Source organism: Sulfitobacter sp. HI0027 (assembly GCF_001634775.1).
In the GTDB taxonomy this organism is placed as follows: Bacteria; Pseudomonadota; Alphaproteobacteria; order Rhodobacterales; family Rhodobacteraceae; genus Sulfitobacter.
Map to the genome: position 1 here is coordinate 1 of NZ_LWER01000431.1, position 16,413 is coordinate 16,413.

13 protein-coding genes are annotated in these 16,413 nt (G+C 62.5%); 5 read left to right on the plus strand and 8 right to left on the minus strand.

The window, feature by feature from the left end; translation table 11 throughout:
* The first annotated feature begins 8 nt into the window (after positions 1–8).
* The gene (locus A3722_RS18990; RefSeq protein ID WP_067630446.1) at positions 9–1,661 is read left to right on the plus strand and encodes an FAD-binding dehydrogenase; all 1,653 of its coding nucleotides are present in this window, start codon (positions 9–11) and stop codon (positions 1,659–1,661) included.
* Between the two features lie 90 nt (positions 1,662–1,751).
* On the opposite strand, the gene deoD is transcribed toward A3722_RS18990, so the two are convergent.
* The 3 genes from deoD to A3722_RS19005 form a co-directional block, all read right to left on the minus strand.
* Complete coding sequence (deoD, locus tag A3722_RS18995) at positions 1,752–2,456, minus strand: purine-nucleoside phosphorylase (RefSeq protein ID WP_067630444.1); 705 nt, start codon at positions 2,454–2,456, stop codon at positions 1,752–1,754.
* 201 nt (positions 2,457–2,657) lie between these two features.
* Positions 2,658–3,002, minus strand: a complete 345-nt coding sequence (locus A3722_RS19000) for an H-NS histone family protein (RefSeq protein ID WP_067630441.1) — start codon at positions 3,000–3,002, stop codon at positions 2,658–2,660.
* An 83-nt stretch (positions 3,003–3,085) separates the two neighbouring features.
* A complete protein-coding gene (locus tag A3722_RS19005; protein ID WP_067630438.1) occupies positions 3,086–5,053 on the minus strand; it encodes a protein meaA in 1,968 nt (655 codons plus the stop codon).
* Between the two features lie 165 nt (positions 5,054–5,218).
* Here A3722_RS19005 and A3722_RS19010 point away from each other — a divergent pair, with 165 nt between their 5' ends.
* From A3722_RS19010 to A3722_RS19025, 4 genes are all read left to right on the plus strand, one after another.
* Entirely contained in the window at positions 5,219–6,616 is a 1,398-nt protein-coding gene (locus A3722_RS19010) for a 1-acyl-sn-glycerol-3-phosphate acyltransferase (RefSeq protein ID WP_067630435.1), read from the plus strand.
* A gap of 125 nt (positions 6,617–6,741) precedes the next feature.
* Complete coding sequence (gene ccrA, locus A3722_RS19015) at positions 6,742–8,022, plus strand: crotonyl-CoA carboxylase/reductase (RefSeq protein ID WP_067630432.1); 1,281 nt, start codon at positions 6,742–6,744, stop codon at positions 8,020–8,022.
* A 352-nt stretch (positions 8,023–8,374) separates the two neighbouring features.
* The gene (locus A3722_RS19020; protein ID WP_067630429.1) at positions 8,375–9,094 is read left to right on the plus strand and encodes a helix-turn-helix transcriptional regulator; all 720 of its coding nucleotides are present in this window, start codon (positions 8,375–8,377) and stop codon (positions 9,092–9,094) included.
* Between the two features lie 80 nt (positions 9,095–9,174).
* Positions 9,175–10,713, plus strand: a complete 1,539-nt coding sequence (locus A3722_RS19025; protein WP_067916373.1) for an ATP-dependent DNA helicase — start codon at positions 9,175–9,177, stop codon at positions 10,711–10,713.
* Here the strand turns inward: A3722_RS19025 and A3722_RS19030 are convergent.
* The 5 genes from A3722_RS19030 to A3722_RS19050 form a co-directional block, all read right to left on the minus strand.
* Positions 10,710–11,477 (minus strand): TIGR02186 family protein, encoded by a 768-nt coding sequence (locus A3722_RS19030; protein WP_067628105.1) that lies wholly within the window; start codon positions 11,475–11,477, stop codon positions 10,710–10,712. The genes A3722_RS19025 and A3722_RS19030 overlap by 4 nt on opposite strands.
* Positions 11,474–12,388 (minus strand): sulfite exporter TauE/SafE family protein, encoded by a 915-nt coding sequence (locus A3722_RS19035; RefSeq protein WP_067628108.1) that lies wholly within the window; start codon positions 12,386–12,388, stop codon positions 11,474–11,476. The genes A3722_RS19030 and A3722_RS19035 overlap by 4 nt, the downstream gene beginning before the upstream one ends.
* Positions 12,389–12,502: 114 nt before the next feature.
* A complete protein-coding gene (locus tag A3722_RS19040; RefSeq protein ID WP_067628111.1) occupies positions 12,503–13,471 on the minus strand; it encodes an ABC transporter permease in 969 nt (322 codons plus the stop codon).
* Positions 13,472–13,506: 35 nt separating this feature from the next.
* Positions 13,507–14,667 (minus strand): ABC transporter permease, encoded by a 1,161-nt coding sequence (locus tag A3722_RS19045; RefSeq protein ID WP_067916375.1) that lies wholly within the window; start codon positions 14,665–14,667, stop codon positions 13,507–13,509.
* Between the two features lies 1 nt (position 14,668).
* Entirely contained in the window at positions 14,669–16,306 is a 1,638-nt protein-coding gene (locus tag A3722_RS19050) for an ABC transporter ATP-binding protein (protein ID WP_067625995.1), read from the minus strand.
* Positions 16,307–16,413: the final 107 nt, after the last annotated feature.

Here is a 16,413-nt window from a genome sequence, read left to right on the forward strand (position 1 = left end):
GAGGCGCGATGGGCAGTGAGACTTTCAACGCAGATGTGATCGTGGTCGGCGCGGGCTTGGCTGGCATGGTGGCCGCTCACGAAGCGGTGCTGCGCGGGCGCCGGGTTCTGCTGCTGGATCAGGAAGGGCCGCAAAGCCTTGGCGGACAGGCGTTCTGGTCGCTTGGCGGGCTCTTCATGGTCGACACGCCCGAGCAGCGCCGCATGGGCATCCGCGATAGCGCGGAACTGGCCTATCGCGATTGGATGGGGTCCGCGCAATTCGATCGACCCGAAGACGCCAACCCCCGCGCGCTGGCGGCGGGTTTCCTCGACTGGGCCGCGGGCGACATGCGCGACTGGCTTCAAGGTTTCGGGATGCGCTGGTTCCCGGTCGTCGGCTGGGCCGAACGCGGCGGGGCAGGGGCAGAGGGCCACGGCAACTCCGTCCCGCGCTTCCACATCACATGGGGCGCCGGTACCGGCGTCGTCGCCCCCTTTGCGCGGCTCATGCAGGAACATGCGGCCGCGGGCAAGCTGCGCCTTGCCTTCCGCCACCGGGTCACGCGGCTGAACGTGACCAATGGCGCCGTGACGGGCGTCGCGGGGGATGTCCTGGACGACAGCAGCGCCCCACGCGGCCACAGCACCTCGCGCTCCATCAAGGCCGATTTCGACCACAGCGCCGAGGCGGTGATCCTCACCACCGGCGGCATCGGCGCGAACCATGATTTGGTGCGAAAACACTGGCCAACCGACCGCCTCGGCCCCGCCCCGCGCCAGATGGTCAGCGGCGTGCCCGACTACGTCGACGGCAAGATGCACGCCATCGCCGCAAAAGCCGGAGCAGGGCTGATCAACGAAGACCGCATGTGGCACTATTGCGAAGGCGTCCAGAACTGGGACCCAATCTGGCCCAACCACGGCATCCGCATCCTGCCCGGCCCCTCGTCGATGTGGTTCGACGCCGCGGGCAACCGGATGGAGGCCCCCTGCCTGCCCGGTTTCGACACGCTCTCAACCCTGCGCCGCATCCTGCAAGCGGGTGAGCACAGCTGGTTCATCCTCACACAAAAGATCATCGAAAAAGAATTCGCCCTTTCGGGCTCTGAACAGAACCCCGACCTCACCTCCGGCAGCTGGCGCGAGGTGCTCAAAGCCCGCCTTGGCAAAGGCGCCACTGCGGCAGTTGAGGCGTTCAAGGACAAGGGCGCAGACTTCATCGTCGCTGACGATCTCGACACCCTTGTCACCCGAATGAACGCGCTCACACCCGACGCGCCCGTCCGCCCTGACCACATCCGCGCCCAGATCGAAGCCCGCGACGGTCAACTGGACAACCCCTTTGGAAAAGATGCCCAGATCACCGCAATCCGCGGGGCCCGTGCCTACCGCGGCGACCGGCTGATCCGGACTGCCAAACCCCACGCTATCCTCGACCCCGCCAACGGCCCGCTGATCGCCGTGCGCCTCAACATCCTCACCCGGAAATCCCTCGGCGGGCTGCACAGCGATCTCCAAGGTCGCGTGCTCACCCCCGAAGGCACGGTCCTGCCCGGCCTCTACGCCGCCGGGGAGGTCTGCGGCTTTGGCGGTGGCGGCTACCATGGCTACAACGCCCTCGAAGGCACCTTTCTGGGCGGCTGCCTCTACTCCGGGCGCCTCGCCGGTCAAAACGCCTGATACCAGCCCCACAAAAGCAAAAGGCGCGACCCCCGCCGCGCCTCTTCATCCTTTTTCAAATACCGTCCGCACTCTCAGCGGACGCGACGGTCAGGCAAAGGCCGCTTCCAGCGCAATCTCAACCATATCACCAAAGCTTTTCTCCCGGTCTTCCGACGGCAGCGCCTCACCGGTCTGCAAATGGTCGCTCACGGTCAAGACCGCCAGTGCCCGGCGCTTGTGCCGCGCGGCCAGCGTGTAAAGCTCCGCCGCTTCCATCTCGACACCCAGAATACCGTGGCGCACCATCTGCTCGTCCAGATCGGGGCGTTCGGCATAAAAGACGTCCGAAGAATAGATCCCGCCGACATGGGTTTTCGCCTCCAGCTTCTCGGCCGCTTGCACGGCGGCACGCAGCAGGCCCCAATCGGCGCAGGGGGCGTAGTTTAATTCGCGGAAAATACCGGAGGAGGGCGAGGTGATGGTGCTGGCGGTCATGGCAATGATGACATCGCGGATGCCGACATGGCTCTGCATCCCCCCACAAGAGCCGATGCGAATCAGAGTTTGCGCGCCATATTCCGTCATCAGCTCATTGGCGTAGATCGACAGCGAGGGCATGCCCATGCCGGAGCCTTGGATTGTGACGCGGTTGCCGCGCCATGTGCCGGTGAAGCCCAGCATGCCGCGCACTTCGTTGACCAGTTCGGCCCCTTCCAAAAAGGTCTCTGCCGCCCATTTCGCGCGGTAGGGGTCGCCGGGCATCAATACGGTTTCGGCGATATCGCCGGGTTTCGCGCCAATATGGACGGTCATCTCTGTCTCCTGATGTTTGCCGCATTTTGCCTGCCCGAAGCGGGCTTCACAAGGGCCGCGATGGGGGAGGGGGCGTGACGTAAAGCGGACAGGGGCGCGGCAATTGGTACGGTTGCCCAATTCACATTTCCGTCAAAAATAAAAAAGGCGCCGGTGAATTTCCATTCACGCGGCGCCAAATTCCCGTAATTCGGGAAATGGTTAAATCCGCATCGTTTCCGGATCGGCACCATTCTCTACTTGGGCGCGAAACCAATTCGGCTGACGGCCTTTTCCGGTCCAAGTCTGGGACGGGTCTTCGGGGTTAGAAAACTGCGGTTTCGATTTCGGGCCCGCAGCCGCTTTGCGCGGTTTCTTTGCCTTTTTGGGCGCGGGTTGTTCATCAGCTAACTCATTCAGGGAAAAGCCATATTCCGCCGCTGCCTTCTCGGCCGCCTTACGTGCCGCCCGGCGTTCGCGGGCCTGCGCGGCCTGCAATGCCTTTTTGACATCCGACAGAAGTTTCTCCAATTCCTTGCGGCTCATGGATTTCAGGTCTTTTTCCATATCTGATATTTCCTTTCCAGATTGTGCTGGTACGGGGAATTATAGAGCCAATTGATTAATTGCACGTTGTATTTTGTGTCAGCCTATTCTGCGGCCACCGCTTTGGGGTCGGCAAGCGCAATGATATCTTCCATGATCACGTTCAATTCGAAATCTTTCGGGGTATAGACCTGCGCCACTCCGGCAGCGCGCAAACGTGTTGCGTCAGCCTCGGGAATGATGCCGCCGACGATGACCGGGATATGGGTCAACCCTGCCTCGGCCATGCGCTGCATCAGGTCTTCGACCAATGGCACATGCGAGCCCGAGAGGATCGACAGGCCGACCACATGGGCGGCTTCCGTTTGCGCAGCTTCGACGATTTCCGCAGGCGTCAGGCGGATGCCTTCATAGCTGATGTCCATGCCGCAATCGCGGGCGCGGACGGCGATCTGTTCTGCCCCGTTCGAGTGGCCGTCGAGCCCCGGTTTGCCGACGAGGAATTTCAGCCTGCGGCCCAGTTTATCGCTGACCGCATCCACCGCGTCGCGCAGATCGTCCAAGCCTTCGGTCTTGTTGGACTGGCCTGCGGAAACCCCTGTCGGGCCACGATATTCCCCGTGAACGGCACGCATCTGCGCGGCCCATTCGCCGGTGGTGACGCCCGCCTTGGCGGCGGCGATGGAGGCGGGCATGATATTGTCGCCCGCGCTGGCGGCGGCACGTAGGTCGGCCAATGCTTGTTTGACGGCAGCGTCGTCGCGTGCGCTGCGCCATGCGTCGAGCCGGGAGAGTTGGTCGGCTTCGGCACCGGGGTCTGATTGCATGATATCGCCCGCCCCGGTCATCAACGGCGAGGGCGCGCCTTGTTGCCATTTGTTCACACCAACGACGACTGTTTCGCCGCTTTCGATGCGGCGCAGCCGGTCGGCGTTGCTTTCGACCAAGCGGCCCTTCATGTAATCGATCGCGGAAATCGCGCCGCCCATACCGTCGAGGTTTGCCAATTCAGCGCGCGCGCCTTCTTTGAGCAATTCCACCTTGGCATCGACTGCCGGATTGCCGTCGAAAAGATCGTCGAATTCCAGAAGGTCGGTTTCATGGGCCATGATCTGCTGCATCCGCATCGACCATTGTTGGTCCCACGGGCGGGGCAGGCCGAGGGCTTCGTTCCATGCGGGCAATTGCACGGCGCGGGCGCGGGCCTTTTTCGACAGGGTCACAGCGAGCATTTCGATGAGGATACGGTAGACGTTATTCTCGGGCTGTTGTTCGGTCAGACCCAATGAATTGACCTGAACCCCATAGCGGAAACGACGGAATTTAGGGTCTTCGACCCCATAGCGGTCGCGGCAAATCTCATCCCAAAGGTCTACAAAGGCGCGCATTTTGCACATCTCGGTGACGAAACGGATGCCCGCGTTCACGAAGAAGGAAATGCGACCCACTAATTTCGGAAAATCCTCTGCCGGGACGCGGGGTTTCAGCGCGTCGAGCACGGCGGTGGCAGTGGCAAGTGCAAAGGCCAATTCCTGTTCCGGCGTCGCACCTGCTTCTTGCAAGTGGTAGGAACAGACGTTCATCGGGTTCCATTTCGGCACGTTGGTATAGCAGTATTCGGCCACATCCGCGATCATCTTGAGCGAGGGCGCAGGCGGGCAGATATAGGTGCCGCGGCTGAGGTATTCCTTGATCAGATCGTTTTGCACCGTGCCTTGCAGGGCGGAAATATCCGCGCCCTGTTCTTCGGCCACGGCGATATAGAGCGACAGCAGCCAAGGGGCCGTCGCGTTGATCGTCATGGAAGTGTTCATCTGTTCAAGCGGGATGCCATCGAAAAGCGCGCGCATGTCACCGAGGTGATTCACCGGCACGCCGACCTTCCCAACCTCGCCACGGCTGAGCACATGGTCGCTGTCATAGCCGGTCTGGGTGGGCAGGTCGAAAGCCACGGAAAGCCCGGTTTGCCCGCGCTCCAAGTTCGACCGGTAGAGCGCGTTGGACGCGGCGGCGGTGGAATGGCCCGCATAGGTGCGAATGAGCCAGGGGCGGTCTTTCTGCGGTTGGGTCATCTTGGCCTCTTGAATCTGAATGGCAATAAAGTTGCGTCATGACGTTGATAGGGGAAATAATATGCCTCTGTCAATTCGCTGCGTTGCGGCATCAAGCGCGCCCGGCCGGTGGGCGGAAAACAGATAATTATTGTCCTCCCAGCCCCGCGCTGTAAGGGTTAAGCCATGACGCAGACTGTGCAATTGCCCCTTTGGCTGTTCATCCTCATCGTTGTTTTCGCAGCCGTCACGGCGCTGAGCCATTTTCTGCTGCCTTCGGTGCGTTGGTTCTTTCGCCGACGGCTGGAACGGGCAGTGGAGCGGCTGAACAAGCGGCTGACCCGGCCCATCGAGCCCTTCAAGCTGGCCCGGCGGCACGACATGATCCAACGGCTGATCTATGATCCGGAGGTCAGCCAAGAGATCGTGAACTACGCCCGCAACAATGGCGTGCCCGAGAACGTCGCCTTTCAAAAGGCCCGCGAATATGCGCGCGAGATCGTGCCGCGGTTTTCCGCCTTTGCCTATTTCAGCTTTGGCATCCGGCTGGCGCGGTTGTTGACCAACACGGTCTACCGGGTCGAGACGGCCTCGAGCAACGAGTCGACATTCGCCGCGCTGCCGCGTGATGCCACGGTGGTTTTCATCATGAACCACCGGTCGAACATGGATTACATGCTGGTGACCTACCTCGCCGCGCGGTCTTCGGCGCTGAGCTATGCGGTGGGCGAATGGGCGCGGGTCTGGCCGCTGAGCACGCTGATCCGCTCCATGGGCGCCTACTTTATCCGGCGCCGTTCGCGCGGGGCGCTCTATCGCAAGGTCTTGGCGCGCTACGTGCAGATGGCCACGACGGGCGGGGTGACGCAGGCGTTCTATCCCGAGGGGGGGCTGAGCCTCACCGGGGCTTTGCAGCCGCCAAAGGTGGGCTTGCTGTCTTATGTGGTGGAGGGGTTCGACCCCGAAGGGGAGCGTGACATCATCTTTGTGCCCGTGGCGATTAACTATGACCGGATCCTAGAAGATCGCGTGTTGATCGCCGCCGGAGAGCGCGGCGACCGGCGTTTTGGCGCGCGGATCACGGTGGTGGTGGGCTTTGTGCTGCGCAAGATTTGGCGGCGGATACGCGGGCGGGACACGCGCTTTGGCACGGCGGCGGTGACCTTTGGTGATCCGCTTTCTCTGCGCCGCACGGGGGCGGATGTGCCGGTCTCGGATCTGTCAGAGATGCTGATGGACCGGATCGCGCAGGCCATGCCTGTGTTAACCGTACCGCTGATCGCGCGGGTGATGCTGCGGGCGAAAGGGCCATTGAGCGAGGCGGAATTGCTGGCGAAAGTGGCCGCCACGCTTGAACAGATGCCGCTGCGCAACCGCGTGCCCAAGCCCGACGTACTGCCGGACCGCGTCGCCCGCGCCACGGCCCGCCTTAAGAAACGTGGCGTCATTTCCGAAGACGCGCAGGGGCTGCAAATCGCGGCAGGGCAGGAGCCTGTTTTGGCCTTCTACGCGAATTCCATTGCGCATTTCCCCAGCGAGGATGCTGCACCTGCGGCGGAAATTGCTGCGACTGCTGGGTCATAAAATTACAAAAGTAGACTTGTGGGGGTTGCAATGTTGCGCGGTGGGTCATATCCCAAAGGGGAGCCGCCGCGATTCTGCAGTGCGGCACAGACCTTGTAGACACCGATCACCGGCAGGAGGCCCACATGGCACTGGATACGAAACACGCCGACTATGACGCCCCGCAAAAAGACCTGTATGAAGTGGGTGAAATGCCCCCGATGGGTCATGTCCCGAAACAGATGTATGCTTGGGCCATCCGCCGCGAGCGGCACGGCGACCCGGATAGCGCAATGCTGCAGGAAGTCGTCGATGTGCCCCAGCTCGACAGTCAGGACGTGCTGGTCTTGGTCATGGCGGCGGGCATCAACTACAACGGTGTCTGGGCCGCTCGCGGCGTGCCGATCAGCCCCTTTGACGGCCATGGTGAGCCCTATCACATCGCAGGTTCCGACGCCTCTGGCATCGTCTGGGCGGTGGGCGACAAGGTGACCCGCTGGAAAGTCGGCGACGAGGTGGTGATCCACTGCAACCAAGACGATGGCGACGATGAGGAATGCAACGGCGGCGATCCGATGTATTCGTCCAGCCAGCGCATCTGGGGCTATGAGACGCCCGATGGGTCGTTCTCTCAGTTCACCCGCGTGCAGAGCCAGCAGCTTATGCCGCGCCCCAAGCACCTGACATGGGAAGAAAGTGCCTGCTACACGCTGACGCTGGCCACCGCCTATCGGATGCTGTTCGGCCACGAGCCGCATGACCTGAAACCCGGCCAGAACGTGCTGGTCTGGGGTGCGTCGGGTGGCCTTGGCTCCTATGCGATCCAGCTCATCAACACCGCGGGCGCCAATGCAATTGGCGTGATCTCGGACGAGAGCAAGCGGCAGTTCGTGATGGATCTGGGCGCCAAGGGCGTGCTGAACCGCAAGGATTTCAACTGCTGGGGCCAGCTGCCCACGGTGAACACGCCGGAATATAACGAGTGGTTCAAAGAGGCCCGCAAGTTCGGCAAGGCGATCTGGGACATCACCGGCAAGGGCGTGAACGTCGACATGGTGTTCGAACACCCCGGCGAGGCGACTTTCCCAGTCTCGACCTTCGTGGTCAAAAAGGGGGGCATGGTGGTGATCTGCGCGGGCACCTCCGGGTTCAACCTGACCTTCGATGTGCGCTATATGTGGATGCACCAGAAGCGTTTGCAGGGCAGCCACTTTGCCCATCTGAAACAGGCGAGCGCGGCGAATAAGTTGATGATGGAACGCCGCCTTGATCCCTGCATGTCCGAAGTCTTTAGCTGGGCCGATCTGCCCGAGGCGCATATGAAGATGATGCGAAATGAGCATAAGCCGGGCAATATGTCGGTGCTGGTGCAGGCCCCCACGACCGGGCTGCGCACACTCGAAGACACGGTGATGGCGCGCGACTGAGCGAGACCGATAGGCTGAGACAAGATCCCCCCCCCCCGTGGCCCCGGCCGCGGGGGTTTTCGTTTGCCCGCAACCAGAACAAGGCCTTACCGCAGCCAACCCCGCCATTTATGGGGGGACGAAAAGCGCGGATGGTGCGAAATCGTGCACATGCTATGGTTGTATTAATCTGCCATTAACCAAAGCTGGGCGACCCTCATGCGAGATGATTGGATATTGGACGTATTGGCCGATCTCAGGGCTTTTGCCATGGCGAACCAACTGCCGCGCACGGCGGAACAGTTGGACGACGCGGCGCTTATCGCTTTGGCCGAGATGTCCTTGCAACGCGAAAGGGCCATAGGCCGGACGCATGAGGATAGAGCCGCATCTGGAACGCATTTGGGAAAGGCTGGCACAGGCTAACGGCCAGCCCGAACTTGGCCAAGCCTGCGAAGACCTGCGCGATCACTACGGCATCTTGCATGTGGTCTATCACTGGGTCGACACGGCGGGCGTGCAATATGGCTGCGGCACCTACGGGCCGCTCTGGTCCGAGCGCTATCAGGCGCACAACTACCTCCGCATCGATCCGGTTGTCGCGGGCTGTTATCGCCGGTTTGAGCCGGTGGACTGGAAAGACCTCGATTGGTCCTCCCGCGCGGCGCGGCAGTTCCACCGGGATGCCTTGGACCACGGGGTCGGCAATCAAGGATTCTCGGTCCCGATCCGGGGTCCGCATGGGCAGTTTGCGCTGTTCACCACGAACCATAGCTGCACCGACGCGGTCTGGGCCGCCTTCACCGCGCGGCACCGGCGCGATCTGATCTGGGCGGCGCATTGTTTCAACGAAAAGGCGCTGGCGCTGGCCCCGGACCGTGCGCCCTGCGCGGTACAGTCGCTGTCCCCCCGTGAGGTGGATGCGATGACGCTGCTGGCGGTGGGCTATAGCCGCGCGCAGGTGGCCGATCGGTTGTCGATCTCGGAACACACGCTGCGGGCCTATGTAGAAAGCGCGCGGTTCAAACTGGGCGCATCGAACACGACCCATGCCGTCGCACGCGCGCTCAGCCGGGGGCTGATCGTCGTTTGAGCCGGATAATTCGCGTGAATCGCGGGCGGTCAGGGCAAAGCGATCTGGCCCCCGGCGCGGGGCTCAATTAGGGTCGCCCAATGACATCTACCGCGCTCACCTACTCCGAAGACCAAGCCGCCGCCCATGACAAGGTGGCCGAGATGCTGCGCTCTGCGGGCATTGATCTGGACGATTCATTGCTGATGCCGCCTGCGGGCGGGCCGGATCAGGTGATGGCGGTGACCGGCAAGGCCGGATCGGGCAAAACGCTGCTGCTGGCCGAGCTTTATCGTGCCTTGGAAGCGGCGGGCGTCGACATCGTCTCGGGCGATTACGAATCGCGCAAGAAACGCGAGAAACGCACGCTGGCAATCCTTGCGCCAACCAACAAGGCGGCCAGCGTTTTGCGTCTGCGCGGCGTGCCTGCGACGACGATCCACCGTATTCTCTATACGCCGGTTTACCACCCCGAATACGAGCGCATCGCGGAATGGCTGACCGGGAACGGCGAAAAGCCGGACATCGAAGGGCTAAGTGAAGTCGCGCTCGACCGGGCAGCGGCGTTTTTCGCGAACAACAAATCCGTGCCCGGTGCGCTGGCGGCGGCAGGCTTGCGTGGCAGTGATTTTATCACCGGCTGGAAACGCCGGGAAGAGCCGCTCGACATTGGCTTTGTCGACGAAAGCTCGATGCTGGATGACAAACAATTCGAAGACCTGAAAGAGATTTTCCCGACGCTGCTTCTGTTCGGCGATCCGGCGCAGCTCGCGCCGGTGGGCCAGTCAGGCACGATGGTGTTTGAGAAGCTGCCAGAAAAGCGGGTGCTGAACCTCAGCCGCATTCACAGGCAAGAGGCCGATAACCCGATCCTCGATATCGCCCATGCGCTGGCCGATCCACAGCTTGAGTTTCATGACTTTGAGCGGATGATCGAAGACGCGGCGCGCAAAGATGATCGCGTGGTCTGGGGGCAGCGGGTTGAGGTTGATCTTATGGCGCGCAGCCCCGTGCTGGTCTGGCGGAATGCCACGCGCATTCGGCTGATCAACGCTTTTCGCGCCGTGCATGGCGCCCCCGAAGATGCGCTGCTGGCAGGCGAGCCGCTGATCTGCGACGGGATCGAACTGCCGCTCAAGCACCGCAAGAAACGCCTCGACCTAGAAGCGCGCGGCCTGATTAAAGGCGCGCAGGTGGTCTATCTGGGCGAGGGGCGCAAGCCGGGGTTCAGTCGGTTGCACGTCATCGGTGCCGAAGACCCGCAGGTAAGTGCGGCGTCGATCGTGAAAATCGAAAAACCGGATGAGGAAGAGCCCTTTATTCCCTTCGCCGCGCGTATGGGGGCCACGTTTCTGCACGGCGCTGCTGTGACGATCCACAAGGCGCAGGGCAGCCAGTGGGAGAACGTGCAGGTCTTTGCGCCCGATCTTTATGCGGCCGCGCGGATGGGGCGCTCTGAGGCCGGGCAACCGCTGTGGAAACGGCTGGCCTATGTGGCTATCACCCGCGCGCAGGAGCGGTTGATCTGGGTGGTGCGCAATCGGCTTAGCAAACCATCCGGCCCGCTGCGCGTGGATGACCTGCGCGCCGCCCCGGCAGCCGCGCTGACGCTTAAGGCGACCGAGGATGGCGCGGCTTAGCGGCGCAGCAACCCAAAGACGGCAGAGGCGCCCCAGCCCGCAGAAATGGCGATAAAGAGCGACAGCAGCCCGTAGATAAACGCCTGCTCATGGGCGAGGTTGAACAGCCACCGCTCCATCCCGACTTTGCGCACGTCGATCACCGTCTCATATTGCGCCACCACATCGCCGCCACGGGTCAGGAAAATCCGGGTGTCATAGGCGCCTTCGGTGAGCGAGGCAGGCAGGGCAACGGCGGCGCGGAAGAGGGTCTGTTCATCGACCTTCACGCCGTCTTCGATGACTTGGTAAAGGTTGGCATCCTTGCGCACGCGGATCAGCGCATCGGTGAACTGGGTCGGGTCCGCGATCTCCATCGGGGCGCCGACAGAGCGGATGGCGCGGGGGATGGAAATGCGGTGGCGCAGGTCTTCGATGCGTTTGAGCACTTCGGACAGCGGACCAGAGGTGACCACGGCATAGAAACTCGGCGCGCGGTCGACCTCAACCGCGTCGGTGTTGACCCAGATGCCAAAGCGCCGTTCCTTGCGCCGCACCATGATCGGGGTCGAGGGGCCAGAGACGGTGACGACCACCTCAAGCGGTGCGCCTTCGGGGATCGGGGTTTCACGTTTGACAGCGCCGTAGACGAGGATTTCGGACCCGTCGAAATTGGTGGTGATGGAGACTTCGGCTTGGCTGAGGCCCAGCACGATCTCCTCTTCCGCCGCGGCGGTGAGCGCGGTGAACATCAGGCCAGCGAATGCGAGAACTGCGCGGATCATTCTGCCGCCACCGGGCTGAGGGAATAAAGCTCGGACGGCTCCAGCAGCAGATCAAGCGCCAGCTTGCCGCAGACCGCGAGAACCAGCACCGCCAGCAAGATGCGCAACTGTTCGGCCTGCATGCGCACGCCGATCCGCGTGCCAACCTGTGCACCCAGCACCCCGCCGACCAGCAAGAGCACCGCCAGCACGATGTCGACCGTCTGGTTGGTGGTGGCGTGCAGCATGGTGGTGAAACCGGTTACGAAAATGATCTGCAACAGCGAGGTGCCGATCACCACTTTGGTGGGCATGCCCAGCAGATAGATCATCGCGGGCACCATGATGAACCCGCCGCCGACGCCCATGATGGCCGAGAGCATCCCAACCGCCGCGCCGACAAGCACCGGGGGGATCACCGAGATATAAAGCCCCGATACCCGAAACCGCATTTTCATTGGCAGGCCGTGGACCCAGTAGTGTTTCTTGCGCTGCACGCGCCCGCCCTTGCGGGTGCGGCGGATCGCGCGGAGCGATTCAAAAAACATCAGCCCGCCGATGATGCCCAGAAAAATCACGTAGCAAAGGGTCACTAGCAGATCGACCTGACCCAGCGATTTCAGGTAGTTAAAGATGAACATGCCGATGCCCGAGCCGACAAGACCCCCGGCCAGCAGGACCCAGCCCATTCGGAAATCCACCGTGCGCCGTTTGAGGTGCGCCAGCAGGGCCGAAAAAGACGACGCGACGATCTGGTTGGTCGAGGTGGCCACAGCCACGGCGGGGGGGATGCCAACAAAGAACAACAGCGGCGTGATCAAAAACCCGCCGCCGACGCCAAACATGCCCGATAAGATGCCCACGATTCCGCCCAGTCCCAGAAGGAGGAAGGCGTTAACCGATACCTCGGCGATGGGCAGGTAGATTTGCATGACGTTTCCTAGCCTCTAACGGCCGCGCAGTTCAACATAGCTTGTCGCGATGAAGCGACCACTGAGATAGGTTGCGCCGATCCGGCCCTCGGGTGCAAGGGCCGGAGGGGGATGTCAGCGTTCTTTCACATAGGGTTCGCCGCCCGCGCGGGGCGGGATCGCCTTGCCGACGAAGCCCGCGAGGATCACCACAGTCATCAGATAGGGCAGCGCGCCCAGAAGTTGGCCCTGCACCTTGATGCCGATGACCGACTGGATCACATCAGGCCGCGTCTCTAGCGCCCCGAAAAGGCCAAAGAGCAGCGTGGCCCAGAGCGCGTACCATGGGCGCCACTTGGCAAAGATCAGCGCGGCCAGTGCGATGAAACCACGGCCCGCCGACATGTCTTTGACAAAGCCCGCCTGAAGCGCGGTGCTGAGGTAGGCCCCAGCCACGCCACAGAGCAACCCGGCAATGGCCACGGCAGCATAGCGCAGACCGACGACCGAGACGCCAGCGGTGTCCACGGCGGCAGGGTTTTCACCCACCGCCCGCAGGCGCAGGCCGAAGCGGGTGCGGAACAGAATCCACCATGTCAGGGGCACGGCGAGGAAGGCGGCATAGACAAGGATCGAATGGCCCGAGATCAGCTCTTCGTAGAAGGGGCCGATGAAGGGCACGTCGGCCACGGCCTCGGCAAAGGGCAGGGTGATCGGCTCGAACCGTGCGCCGCCAAAGAGCGAGGGTGTGCGGCCGCCTTGGGCGAACCAGTCTTGGGCAATCAGCACCGTCATGCCCGCGGCGAGAAAGTTGATCGCCACGCCGGAGATCAGCTGGTTGCCGCGGAAGGTGATCGAGGCCAGCCCGTGGACAGCGCTGAGTGCCAGCGAAGAGGCGATGCCCGCCGCAAGGCCAAGCCAGACCGACTCGGTGAGCGATGCCACCGCGGCGGAAAAGAACGCCGCCGCCAGCATCTTGCCCTCAAGCCCGATGTCAAAGACGCCCGCGCGTTCGGAGAAAAGACCGGCAAGACAGGCCAGAAGCAGCGGCGTGGCCAGCCGCACAGTGCTGTCGAGCAATTGGATGAGCGTGATATAGTCCATAGGTCAGACCCGCTTTCTCAGGGGGGTATAGGGGCTCATTCCGCGCTCTCCGACTGGGCGCTGCGGGGGCCGGGTTTGGGCTCGCTGTCAGCGGAATTGGCAGGGGGGCCGGGGCGGCGGAACATCAGGAAAAGACGCTCCAGCGGCATCCGCACCATATTGTCGAGCGCGCCGGTAAAGAGGATCACCAGCGCTTGGATCACGACGATCAATTCGCGCGGGATCGAGGTCCAGAGGGCCAGTTCGGCACCACCTTGATAGAGGAAACCAAAGAGCAGCGCGGCAAAGAAGACGCCAACCGGGTGGCTGCGGCCCATCAGCGCCACGGCGATGCCGATAAAGCCCGCGCCCTCGGTGGCGTTCAGCACCAGACGTTCGCTTTCGCCCATGACGTTATTGATCGCCATCAGCCCCGCCAGCGCGCCCGAGATGATCATCGTGACCATGGTGATGCGCACGGGCGAGATGCCCGCGTATTTGGCGGCAGGTTGCGAATGGCCATAGGCGCGGATTTCATAGCCCAGACGGGTGCGCCAGATCAGCAGCCAGACCACGATACAGGCCGCGGTGGCGACGAGCAGTGAGACGTTGGCGGGGGCGGACTTGGAAAAGGCAATGCCAAGCGGGGCCAGCAATTCATGCAACGTGGGCAGATGCACGGCCTCGGGAAAGCGCGCGCTGGCCGGGTCCATGCTGCCGGGCGGGCGCATGACGTTGACCAGAACGTAGTTCAGCAGCGCCGCCGCGATAAAGTTGAACATGATCGTGGTGATCACGACGTGGCTGCCGCGTTTGGCTTGCAACCAGCCGGGGATCGCGGCCCAGATCGCGCCCAAAAGCCCGGCCATCACACCGCAGCCGATCAGCGCCAGCGTCCAATGCGGCCAAGGGATATAGAGCGCGGCAATGGCGACGCCCAAACCGCCCAGCATCGCCTGACCTTCGCCCCCGATGTTGAACAGCCGCGCGTGAAAGGCCACGGCAACGGCAAGCCCGGTGAAGATGAAGTTGGTGGCGTAGTACAGCGTGTAGCCCCAGCCATAGGTCGAGCCGAGCGCGCCTTTGACCATCAGTGTCACGGCGGCAATCGGGTCTTCACCGATGGCAAGGATCACCAGCGCCGAGAGCAGGGCGGCCAGCAACAGAGAGATCAGCGGCACGAGGATCACCTCGGCCCATTTTGGCATCACGTCCATCTCAGACCTCCTTGCTGGCGTCGCCGCCGGCGCGGGCGAGATTGGCTTCGACCTCGGCCACGCTGTGTTCGTTTTCGGTGTCGGTGATGCCAGCCATGAGCAGCCCCAGTTCTTTCTCGTCGGTCTGGTCGGCGGCACGTTCGCCCATGATCTGTCCGTCAAACATCACCGCGATGCGGTCCGACAGGGCGAGGATTTCTTCCAGCTCGACCGAGACCAGCAGGATCGCCTTGCCTTGATCGCGCAGGGCGATGATCTGCTCGTGGATGAACTCAATCGCGCCAATGTCGACGCCGCGGGTGGGCTGGCCGATCAGCAACAGGTCGGGGTTGCGCTCGATCTCCCGGGCCAGAACGATCTTTTGCTGGTTCCCGCCGGAAAAGTTTTTGGCTGCCAGCGTCGGGTCGGGCGGGCGCACGTCGAAGCGTTCCATCTTGTCTTCGGCATCGGCACGGATGGCCGCGTGGTCCATCAACATGCCGCTGTTGAAGCGGTCGTCGTGGTGGTAGCCGAAGACGTTGTTTTCCCACGCCTGAAAATCCATGATCAGACCTTCGCGCTGGCGGTCTTCGGGCACATGGGCCACGCCACGCGCACGGCGCGATTGGCCGTCGCTCTTTTTGCCCGACAGGTCCAGCAGCGTGCCGTTCAACGTAACGCTCCCGGTGCCATCGGCATAGCCGCCCAGCACTTCGAGAAGTTCGGATTGGCCGTTGCCCGCAACACCCGCAAGACCCAGCACTTCGCCCGCGCGGATCTGCAGGTCGATGCCGCGCAGACGCTCGACGCCCTTGTCGTCAACCACGCGCAGACCTTTGACATCAAGGATCACATCGCCCGGTGTGGCAGGCTTTTTATTCACGCGGAGCAATACCTTACGCCCGACCATCAGCTCGGCCAGTTCCGGCGGCGAGGTCTCGGCGGTTTTCACGGTCGCGGTCATCTTGCCACGGCGCATGACCGACACGGTGTCGGTGATCTCCATGATCTCGCGCAGCTTGTGGGTGATGAGGATGATGGTTTTGCCCTCAGATCGCAGGCGCCCGAGGATGCGGAATAGCTGGTCGGCCTCGGCAGGGGTCAACACGCCGGTCGGCTCGTCCAAGATCAGAATGTCGGCCTGCCGGTAGAGCGCCTTGAGGATTTCCACGCGCTGCTGCATGCCGACGCCGATGTCCTGCACCAGCGCGTCGGGATCGACGTTGAGGCCGTAGTCCTCAGACAGGCTGATCAGCGTTTTGCGGGCTTTGGAGAGCGAGGGCTTCAGCAGTCGGCCATCTTCGGCGCCCAGAATGATGTTTTCCAGAACGGTAAAATTCTCGACCAGCTTGAAGTGCTGGAACACCATGCCGATGCCCGCCGCAATGGCGGCCTGGCTGTCGGGAATCTCGGTCTTTTTGCCACTGATGAAGATCTCACCCGCGTCGGCTTTGTAAAAGCCATAGAGGATCGACATCAGCGTTGACTTGCCCGCGCCGTTTTCGCCGATAATTCCGTGGATCGTACCGGGCATCACGCGGATCGAGATGTCTTTGTTAGCCTGCACAGGGCCGAAGGCTTTGGAGATGCCTTTGAGTTCGATCGCTGGCGCGGTGCCGGTAGCGGGGGCAATGCCGGTAGCGGGGGCGGTATCGGTCATATCAAAAGGTCCTGCGGGCGTGGCGGCCCTTGATCTGGAAATGAGCCATCTTTGTCCGTGTCACGCTGTCATGTTCGGAAAGGGCCGCGCCGGTGGAACGGCGCGGC

Excerpts from the sequence above, each read along its gene's own strand:
- A3722_RS19005 (WP_067630438.1), bottom strand. The coding sequence starts at position 5,053 with ATGACCCAACCGCAGAAAGACCGCCCCTGGCTCATTCGCACCTATGCG.
- A3722_RS19050 (WP_067625995.1), bottom strand. The coding sequence starts at position 16,306 with ATGACCGATACCGCCCCCGCTACCGGCATTGCCCCCGCTACCGGCACC.
- A3722_RS19045 (WP_067916375.1), bottom strand. The coding sequence starts at position 14,667 with ATGGACGTGATGCCAAAATGGGCCGAGGTGATCCTCGTGCCGCTGATC.
- ccrA (WP_067630432.1), top strand. The coding sequence starts at position 6,742 with ATGGCACTGGATACGAAACACGCCGACTATGACGCCCCGCAAAAAGAC.
- deoD (WP_067630444.1), bottom strand. The coding sequence starts at position 2,456 with ATGACCGTCCATATTGGCGCGAAACCCGGCGATATCGCCGAAACCGTA.
- A3722_RS19010 (WP_067630435.1), top strand. The coding sequence starts at position 5,219 with ATGACGCAGACTGTGCAATTGCCCCTTTGGCTGTTCATCCTCATCGTT.
- A3722_RS19040 (WP_067628111.1), bottom strand. The coding sequence starts at position 13,471 with ATGGACTATATCACGCTCATCCAATTGCTCGACAGCACTGTGCGGCTG.
- A3722_RS19030 (WP_067628105.1), bottom strand. The coding sequence starts at position 11,477 with ATGATCCGCGCAGTTCTCGCATTCGCTGGCCTGATGTTCACCGCGCTC.
- A3722_RS19000 (WP_067630441.1), bottom strand. The coding sequence starts at position 3,002 with ATGGAAAAAGACCTGAAATCCATGAGCCGCAAGGAATTGGAGAAACTT.
- A3722_RS19025 (WP_067916373.1), top strand. The coding sequence starts at position 9,175 with ATGACATCTACCGCGCTCACCTACTCCGAAGACCAAGCCGCCGCCCAT.
- A3722_RS18990 (WP_067630446.1), top strand. The coding sequence starts at position 9 with ATGGGCAGTGAGACTTTCAACGCAGATGTGATCGTGGTCGGCGCGGGC.
- A3722_RS19020 (WP_067630429.1), top strand. The coding sequence starts at position 8,375 with ATGAGGATAGAGCCGCATCTGGAACGCATTTGGGAAAGGCTGGCACAG.
- A3722_RS19035 (WP_067628108.1), bottom strand. The coding sequence starts at position 12,388 with ATGCAAATCTACCTGCCCATCGCCGAGGTATCGGTTAACGCCTTCCTC.